Below are 9555 nucleotides of genomic sequence, written 5' to 3' on the forward strand. Positions count from 1 at the left end.
CTGCTTAATAATTATGACAATCTCAAGTGCTGTAACACACTCAATTCAGCTGTGCGTTACACATTTTTAACACACTCCCCTGATTTGATCTTTACTTTATTATGTAACTCTTAAGTATACTTTTGAGAATTTGTAGGGCTTAGGTTTATAGTTGCGATCGCTATATCCCTAGCTGCATAATCGCAAAGAAAAAGTGTAATGATGTACTCAGTATAGATGTATTCAGTAGAATAACTAAATACCATCAAAATGTTCTGCCAAAATGCCGAATAGTCAATGGTCAATTGTCATTTGTTAGTAGTTAGTGGTTAGTAGTTAGTTTTTAATGGTTACTACTCCTCACACCCCTCACACCCCTTACACCCCACCCTACGGGAAGCCGCGCAAAGCGCGTCTACACACTCCTCACACTCCACCCTTACCTTAAGCCGCTACGCGTCTACACACTCCCCCCATCTCCCCATCTCCAAAGATGTACGGTTATTGCGACCGAATTAGCCTAGAGGATAGCTGCGGACACAGGACAAGAAACGATAAATTGAATATGTAGCTTGTGATGAGAGCTACTTTCACTTTCACACTCTCTGTAGGGTATAGGCTAGCGTCACCAACCAAGCATAAAAAATCCCACGTTTGTGGACAAATATAACCAATATCGTTTTTCAAGTGACTGTGTTATGCATAAAAAACTACAACAAGCCTTCAAACCGCTTTTAAAACCGCTGTTCGTCCTATTTTTGGTGTTCACGTTGGCATTGAGTCATGCTGATGGAGCATTAGCAGCTAGTGGAGGCCGAATTGGTGGTGGTTCTTTCCGAATGCCCAGCAGCGGTCGTGGCTACTCATCTCCCCGGACTTATGCACCTCCTGGTGGTGGATACGGTGGTGGATACTATCCTGCTCCTTACCCAGTTTACCCAGGTGGTGGATTCGGATTTCCTTTTGTAGTGCCGGTGTTTGGTTTTGGTGGTGGATTATTTGGCCTGTTGATTTTTTTGGCAATTGCTGGCTTTTTAGTCCAGTCTTTCCGCCGTGCTACTAGTGGTGGTGGTGTTGACGAAGTAGGCTACAGCAGTAACCCTACAGTTTCCATTAGCCGGTTACAAGTCGGTTTATTAGCTAACGCCCGTGAGTTGCAACAAGAACTTAACTATATAGCCGAAACTGCTGATACTAATTCTCCTGAGGGTAGAGTTGAAGTATTGCAAGAAGCTAGCCTGGCTTTACTCCGCCATCCAGAATACTGGGTATATGCAGGTGGTGGTACTGAACAAGCGCACTTAAATGCAGCAGAATCAACATTTAATCGTCTAGCATTGGCAGAACGTAGCAAGTTCAGCGAAGAAACTTTGTCTAACGTCAACAACCAGCTCAAAGAAGCAACTCGCAAACAGGCTTTAGCGTCTGCGGATCAACTTGATAACCCCACTCGCTTAATCACCGAAGGTCCAGGAGAATACATTATTGTGACTCTCTTGGCAGCTACTCTGGGTAAATTTGAAATACCACAAATTAACAATGCTGATGATTTGCGTCAAGCCTTACGTCAAATCGGCAGCATCCCTGGTGAACAATTGTTAGCCTTTGAAGTACTGTGGACTCCGCAAGCAGAAGGCGATGTCCTCACTAGTGAAGATGTGTTGGCACAATATCCAGAACTGAAACTTGTTTAATTGGTTGTGTCTGTATAATCGCAAAAGTTAGCTGGCAATAGATTAAGTAGAGTGGTTTCTCTAATTTTCTATTGCCAGCACTTTTTTTGTTTGTATTAGAGAACTTGATATCAAGTCCGGTTAATTGCTTATGAAATCTTGTTTTGTCGTTAGGAATTGGTAGGGAAGATTGTTTTAAACCAATTACCGATTACCCATTACCCATTACCGACCCCAACGCATAACATAAGTTTTTCAACGGACACGATCTTAATCCTCTAGTTCCTCTATTGTCTCTTCTTCAAAACTATAGGTGTCGTGACCCACGATCTCAGCTATTTCTTCTTCTTCCTCTTCATCGTAAGCATAATATTCCTCTTCACCTCGTGGTATTAATCGACCACTATCTCGCAACCATTCTAAAAAGGAATTCTCTTGCTTTAGGGGAATAACATAAGTACGCTGATTACGGGGTTCTTCATGGAGAGCAGAGTTCAACTGTTTCACCATATTTACTTTCCCCCATAAGGCTCTGTTATTTTAGATCATAAATTTTAGATATAAGCTGTTTGGAACTGTCGAGTGTAGTATTTTTTCTATTACTTTGGTAGTAGTTTGATTTACTCTTAGTAAATCTTAAGTAGGGGAGGCAAAAAGCGGCGTGGATGTTCCTCCCGCTTTATTGCCGTTGCGTTATGGCTTCAGCCTAACGCACCATCAGATCTGATGGTGCGTTAGGCACTCATATAATGTTTTTCGTGAAAAACTAGATCAAAATATGCGCCTAACACACCCTACGTAATTTTATTTTTACTGAATGGGGGTTAAGACTATGAGCAAAAAATATATTTTATCAATCGCAGACGCGCAAGCGACTTAAGGCAGGGTACACCGATGCACACAAATGCACACAGTTATACATAGATAGTTTAGCTGTACGCAGCAAATACATTAAACATAATGTAGTGAAAAAATATATTCAAGTTGCAAAGCAGGAATGCTTGTTATTAATAATTACAAGAAAGCCCTCAAAGAGTTTGACCGCACTCTTAAAATTAATCCTAATCACATTTCTACGTTAGTGCGTCGGGGTCAAATTTACCAATTCATGCAACGCTATGGGGATGCCTTAAAAGATTTTGACCGCGTCATTGAACTTGACCCCAATTTTACTGAGGCGCTGGCAATTCGGGGTGAAACTTACCGTTTAATGCAGAACTACGAAAAAGCACTCCTAGATTTTAACCGTGCGATCGCACTTAATCCTAACTGTGACTGGGCACTGGCGAGTCGGGGTCAGACTTACCAATCTATGCAGCGCTACGAAGAAGCACTTAAAGACTTTAACCGTGCGATTAAAATTAATTCTAATTTAGATTGGGTGTTGGCAAGCCGGGGTCAAACTTATCAATCTATGCAGCGTTACAAACAAGCCCTTAAAGACTTTGACCGTGCTATCAAACTTAATCCTGGTAATGCTTGGGCGTTAGCTGGGCGGGGTGAAACTTATCGGTTGATGCAGCGCTACAAACAAGCACTCAAAGACTTTGACTGTGCTATTGAACTTAACCCTAATTATGCCTGGGTGCTAGTGACTCGGGGTGAAGTTTACCTGATGCTGAAACGATACAACGCTGCTCTTGCAGATTTTAACAGGGCTATAGAGTTGGAACCTAATAATGACTGGTGTTTGTATGTTCGAGCTTTAGCCTACCAAACTCTGAAGCAACCAGACAAAGCACGGTCTGACTTTGCTAGTTCTGTGAAAGTTGCTAAAGAGCGTTACAAACAAAACTTTCAAGATTGGCAAAATACTTTTAATTTGGCTCTTTACTATCTGGCTGTTGATTATACCCCCACAGCAGAGCAGTTATATAGGTATGCTCTCTCTCAGAGTGCAAGTTTGCAGCATATCCAGGAAGCAATCCGTGACTTGGATGATTTTTTAACTATCTTCCCCAATCATACACAGGCTCAGTCTCTGCGGCAGTTGTTGCAGTCTGTTTTAACACAATAATTTTACAGGTGCGATCGCTTGTCTAATTTTGGGAACACTGAATTTAGTCTCCCAAGGAGTAATATACATGACAGCTAATCGCATCAGTGCCAATATTTCCCAGACAGATAGAGAAGCAGTAATGCAAGCGATCGCAACCATCAAAGCCAAGTTACCGTTTTTGATTGATTTAACAACCGAAGAGCGTAAATCTTTACCAAAGCTAGGCGATAAAAGCCGGGCATTTGTCAGTAAGGCATTGGAAGTCGCTGTCCAGAATCCAGACTTTCTGCCTCGATCATTTGATGTGGATGAAATGCGCCGCGATGTCGAACTATTTGAAGCTTTGTATCCTATTTTGCTATCGATTACCCAACTGCAAGAATTGCTAGATGATACCTTTGTTGCTGTTGGTAGTGAAGCCTACGCAGCTGGGTTATTAGTATATAACTATGCTAAAGCTAGTGGTAAAGGTACTGGTTTAGATGTGGCTTTAGATGATATGGGACAACGCTTTGCCCGGAAAAATCGCAAAGTCCAGCAATCATAAGGCAGAAGGCAGAGGGCAGAGGGCAGATGGCAGAAGGGGTAAGAATTTTCATGTTTGGTTATGCCAAAACCTGGCGTGAATGATTGTTTTTGAAATCGTAGACGCGCAAGCGGTGAGTCAGTGCGGTGGACGGGTTCCCCGGCATAAAGCACCTGACAAACCCGGAGGGCTTCCGTAAGGTACACAGATGAACACAGTACAAGGCGATAACCCATCTGTGTTCATCTGTGTGCATCGGTGTTCGTTAATCATCTCATCTATACTGCGAACGTGGCATTTCTTATTTCAAATGAAAAGTTTCCAGTTTCAAACGTGGCGCTTCTCATTTCAAATAAGAAATTTTCTGTTTCAAGTGAAAAGCTTCTTGTTTGAAGTAAAAAAATTCCTGTTTTAAGTGTGACATTTCTCGTTTGAAGTTAAAAATTTCCTGTTTTAAATCAGAACTGGAAAGTTCTGATCTAGGAATTTTAAGTTACTGAAATTCTTTACTATATTTAATCTGCAAAAATTAGCACCAAAACTTGGTATCTTTATGATACCAGGGGCAACAACCACCATTTAATATCAATCAATTTACTTTAACGGCAGTTAATTTTATACATGCCTGAAGACTTTAGGAACTTCACTGACAAAACTAGCGGTTTTGCTCACCCTGGTAATCAAGTTAACATTGGAACTCAGATTCATATGGGGCAAAAGCGGTTATTGCCCACAAAACTTATCCCCGATCGCGGTTCTGTTCATTTTGTGGGGCGAGAACAGGAACTGGCAATTGTCCATCAAGAGTTGCAGCAGGGAAATAATGTCGCTGTAGTAGGGATGGAAGGCGTAGGTAAAACCGAATTAGTCACCCAATACGCTAGACAATATGAAGATGTGTATGGGGGAATAGCTTGGTTTAACGCCAGCCAAACCAATCTCACCGCAGAAATTTTGCAATTGTTTCGCTTACAGTTTGGTTTGGAGATTCCCCAGGAATCAGGAAGAAGACTTTTAAGTCTCAATGAACAAGTTGCCTGGTGTTGGTCTAAATATCCCGAATCTTCCTTGCCCATCTTAATTATTTTCGATAACGTTACCGATCTTGCCAATCTCCGCGAAGTCGTCCCCACCGAGAAGCGCTTCCGAGTCCTGGTAACTACAAAGCTACGGTATTTAGACCCCCATTTTATTCAAGAGATTTCCTTAAATGTTCTCTCACCCCAAAAAGAACCAGGAAAAGCATTAGAACTTTTTCAAAAGCTGCTAGGAGAACAAAACAAACGCATCGCCAATGAACCAGAAGCCGCAGCTGCAATCTGCGAATTTCTAAGATATTTCCCTTTAGGGATAGAGTTAGTGGGGGGTTATTTAGTTCAAAACCCGGAACTATCTCTAGATAACATGTTTCGGCGGTTGCAAGACCAGAAATTAGCAGATGCAGCCTTCCAGCAACAGCATAATCTTAGTTCATCGCAACGGGGAGTCAAAACCGCTTTTGCTTTAACTTGGTCAGAACTCGACCCCTTAGCGCAACAACTAGGAAAATTATTGAGTTTATTTTCTCCCGAGTTGGTTCTTTGGGATTTGGTGGTTTGGATTGCGACAAGAAATGGAGAACCAGCAAAGCAAGAACAACACAAACAGCTAAGTTGGTCAGAAGATGAATTAAACAAAGCCAAAAAACAACTTTGCGATCGCAACTTGCTACAACAGGTAAAACACAGAGAAAAATGTTATGAAATTCATTCTTTATTGCGCTTGTTCTTACAGGAACAGTTAGCAGCATCTGGGGAAATGAAGTTAGTCCTAGAAAAAATTTTTACCAATCATGCGATCGCTATTGCCAAAACTATCCCTGATTCCCTCACCCTTAAGGATGTAAAATTCTTTAAAGCTATCATTCCCTATCTTGAAGACCTGGGAAGGCGTTTAATTGTAGAGTTTAGGGAAACACCTGTTTGTACCTTGGTAGATGAATTCACTTGGGTATTTGTAGGGATAGGAAAATTTTACAAAGGACAGGGATTATATAAACTAGCAGAACCTTGGTATGAGGAATGTCTAAAAATTTGTCAAGCTTTGTTTACTAATGACCATCCCGACTTAGCTACTAGTTTGAACGGATTAGCGGAACTCTACTGTTCCCAAAGGCGTTATACCGAAGCCGAACCTCTCTACACTGAAGCTTTGGTCATGAGAAACCGCCTGTATGAAGGTGATCATCCCGACTTAGCACAAACCTTGAACGGATTAGCAAGGCTTTATAAAAGCCAAAGGCAGTACAGCGAAGCCGAACCTCTTTACACTGAAGCTTTGGCAATCAGAAAGCGGCTGTATGCAGGCGATCATCTAGACTTAGCACAAAGCTTGAACAGTTTAGCAAGTATTTACAAAATTCAAGGGCGGTACAGCGAAGCCGAACCTCTTTACACCGAAGCTTTGGCAATCAGAAAGCGGCTGTATGAAGACGACCATCCAGACGTGGCACAAAGCTTGAACAGTTTAGCAAGCATTTACAAAATTCAAGGGCGGTACAGCGAAGCCGAACCTCTTTACACCGAAGCTTTGGCAATCAGAAAGCGGCTGTATGAAGGCGACAATCCCGACATAGCACAAAGCTTGAACAACTTAGCTTTACTCTACAATAGCCAAGCGCGGTACAGCGAAGCCGAACCCCTTTACATTGCAGCCCTTGCAATGAGAAAACGGCTGTATGAACACGACCACCCCGACGTGGCACAAAGCTTAAATAATTTAGCTTCACTCTACAATAGCCAAGGGCGATATGCCGAAGCCGAACTTCTTTTTCAAGAAGCCCTAGAAATGAGAAAGCACCTCTATGAAGGCGACAATCCTGACGTAGCTACTAGCTTGAACAATTTAGCTTCACTCTACCGTTCTCAAGGGCGATATGCCGAAGCCAAACCCCTCTTACAGGAAGCCTTGGTGATGTGTGAACGAGTGTTAGGAGTTGATCATCCTTGGACAGTGAAAATTCGAGAAAATTTGACAATCCTGCAACACCAGCATACCTCTGCTTCTGTTTGGATGCGTTCGCTAGGTTGTGGGCAAATCTTGTTCTCTCTACCCTGGTCATTAGTTAAAAGTTTGACTTTGATCTTTCGTCGCTTGGGTTAATGTGGAGTTCGCAGGATAAATCGGTGTTCGTTTTTCCTCTACTGAACTTCATCGCAAACCGCTAAATCTTTGATTAATCGTAGACGCGCTCATAGGCTTCAAGGTAGGGTACACCGATACACACAGATGGACACAGATAGATTATTTGTATCGCTTCTCTAAGAAACAATGATTAATCACATCAGAGGTAATTTCAGAAAAACTCTTATTTCCTCTTACACCCTTATACCCCTTACTCCATGTTTCCACTGCTTTTCACTCTCTACACTCATTGATTCTTGGTGCAGAACACTGTGTAAAGTTTGTAATAATTCTTTAGTCGTGTACGGTTTAGCAAGAAACCCTTTCACTGCGGCATTTCCCATCAGTTTATCGTTGGTTGCTAAACCACTGACAGCAATAATTTTGACTTGGGAATTGATTTTTTGTAAGGTGCGAGTTGTAGTTACACCGTCCATTAATGGCATCATCATATCCATCAACACAATGCTAATATCATCTTGATACTGGGCATAAAGTGCGATCGCTTCAATTCCATCCTTAGCTGTTATCACTCGATAGTTATAAGTTTCTAACGAGATTTTGGTAGTCTCAAGAATTTTGGCTTCGTCATCAACAACTAAAACTAATTCTCCGTTTCCTTTTAGCAGTTCTAAGTCTTCTGATAGCGGTATTACAGCTGCTTCGACTGCTGGCAAGAATACTTTAAATTCAGTTCCTTTACCCACTTGACTGAACACGTTCACAAAACCACCGAAACCTTTAATAATGCCCCTGACGGTGGAAAGACCCAAACCTGTACCTTTGCCAATCTCTTTAGTAGTGAAAAACGGCTCAAATATTCTATCTAGTATTTCTGTTGGCATCCCAATTCCCGTATCTGCAATAGTAATTGCAATGTACGGGCCAACACAGGCATCAAGATTCATGCGGGCGTATTGTTGATCAATAAAGAGATTTTCGGCAGAAATACTCAAAGTTCCACCATTGGGCATAGCATCACGGGCGTTGACTACTAAATTCATGATCACCTGATGCAAGTTGGTAGCATCTCCAATCACAGCCCAAAGGTCTGGCTTGATATTCGTAGCAAGTTCAATGGATTTGGGAAATGTCTCTTCGACAATTTGCTTAATTTCCGAGAACAAGTGATTTACTTGCACAATTGTACGCTTGCCTTCCACACCACGGGTAAAGTGCAACACTTGCTTCACCAAAGCAGCCCCACGTTTGGCGTTAGATTCTATAGTCTTAAATAATTGTTGACTGCGTTCATCGATGTTAGAGTATTTTAGTTGCAGTAGTTGGGATGCTGTCAAAATTGGAGTCAGTATATTATTCAGGTCATGGGCAATACCACCAGCAAGTGTACCAACACTCTCTAATCTTTGGGCGCGCAGAAATTGACTTTCGAGTAGTTTTTTCTCTGTAATGTCGGTGTTAACTGTCAGAATCGATTTTGGCTGCCCGTCTTTATCACGCATCAAAGTCCAGCGACTAGCAACGATAATTGCTTTGCCTTCTTTAGTAATCTGATGCAATTCACCTTGCCACGAACCAGACTTGGCTAAATTTTTATGGATGTTTTGCAGTTGCGAAACAGTTTCTGGTTTATATAAAAGCTGATTAGCATTCTTACCAATCGCTTCTTGCGCCTGCCATCCGTATAAATGCTCAGCCCCTTGGTTCCAATAATGAATGATATTGTCCCAGTCGCGCAAGATAATCGCATCTGTAGCGATATCCAGCAAAGCAGCTTGTTCGCGGATTTTTTGTTCTGCTTGCTTACGTTCAGAAATCTCTGCTTCTAGATGCAGATTTTGTTCTTGGAGTTCCTTCGTCAAATTCCGCAGTTTCAGATGTAGTTCGATGCGGGCTAAAACTTCTTCGTGCTGAAGCGGCTTGGTAATATAATCGACTGCACCAAGGTTTAAACCTTTTACTTTATCTACTGTGTCGGAAAGCGCAGTCATGAAAATGATGGGAATATCTTTTGTTAATTCATTGCCTTTCAAACGACGGCATGTTTCAAAACCGTCCATTTCTGGCATGAGTATATCTAAGAGTATCAGGTCGGGTGGGGCGTATTCTGCTCTGGCGATCGCACTTTCACCATCTTCTGCAACTAAGACTGTAAATCCAGAATCTCCTAAAAAATCAAATAACATTTCGAGGTTGGTGGGAGTGTCATCCACAATCAGGATGACACCCTTTTGATTTAAATCAGTTTTCATAAA

At 41.9% G+C, this 9555-nt stretch carries 6 protein-coding genes; 4 read left to right on the forward strand and 2 right to left on the reverse strand.

Features of this window, described 5'->3' with window-relative positions; all coding sequences use genetic code 11:
• The first annotated feature begins 677 nt into the window (after window positions 1-677).
• On the forward strand, window positions 678-1673 hold the full coding sequence (locus tag RS893_RS18265) for a DUF1517 domain-containing protein (RefSeq protein ID WP_315786537.1): 996 nt from the start codon (window positions 678-680) through the stop codon (window positions 1671-1673).
• Window positions 1674-1922: 249 nt separating this feature from the next.
• On the opposite strand, the gene RS893_RS18270 is transcribed toward RS893_RS18265, so the two are convergent.
• A complete protein-coding gene (locus RS893_RS18270) occupies window positions 1923-2162 on the reverse strand; it encodes a DUF3134 family protein (protein WP_315786540.1) in 240 nt (79 codons plus the stop codon).
• Window positions 2163-2649: 487 nt separating this feature from the next.
• Between RS893_RS18270 and RS893_RS18275 the strand changes: the two genes are divergently transcribed.
• The 3 genes from RS893_RS18275 (at window position 2650) to RS893_RS18285 (ending at window position 7318) form a co-directional block, all read left to right on the forward strand.
• The gene (locus tag RS893_RS18275) at window positions 2650-3669 is read left to right on the forward strand and encodes a tetratricopeptide repeat protein (RefSeq protein WP_315786543.1); all 1020 of its coding nucleotides are present in this window, start codon (window positions 2650-2652) and stop codon (window positions 3667-3669) included.
• A gap of 67 nt (window positions 3670-3736) precedes the next feature.
• Window positions 3737-4198, forward strand: a complete 462-nt coding sequence (locus RS893_RS18280) for a hypothetical protein (RefSeq protein ID WP_315786546.1) — start codon at window positions 3737-3739, stop codon at window positions 4196-4198.
• 600 nt (window positions 4199-4798) lie between these two features.
• A complete protein-coding gene (locus RS893_RS18285) occupies window positions 4799-7318 on the forward strand; it encodes a tetratricopeptide repeat protein (protein ID WP_315786549.1) in 2520 nt (839 codons plus the stop codon).
• Between the two features lie 215 nt (window positions 7319-7533).
• On the opposite strand, the gene RS893_RS18290 is transcribed toward RS893_RS18285, so the two are convergent.
• Window positions 7534-9552 carry an ATP-binding response regulator gene (locus tag RS893_RS18290; RefSeq protein ID WP_315786551.1) on the reverse strand — a complete coding sequence of 673 codons (2019 nt, stop codon included), beginning with the start codon at window positions 9550-9552 and terminating at the stop codon, window positions 7534-7536.
• Window positions 9553-9555 lie beyond the last annotated feature (3 nt).

It is taken from the genome of Fischerella sp. JS2 (assembly GCF_032393985.1).
Taxonomy (GTDB): Bacteria; Cyanobacteriota; Cyanobacteriia; order Cyanobacteriales; family Nostocaceae; genus Fischerella.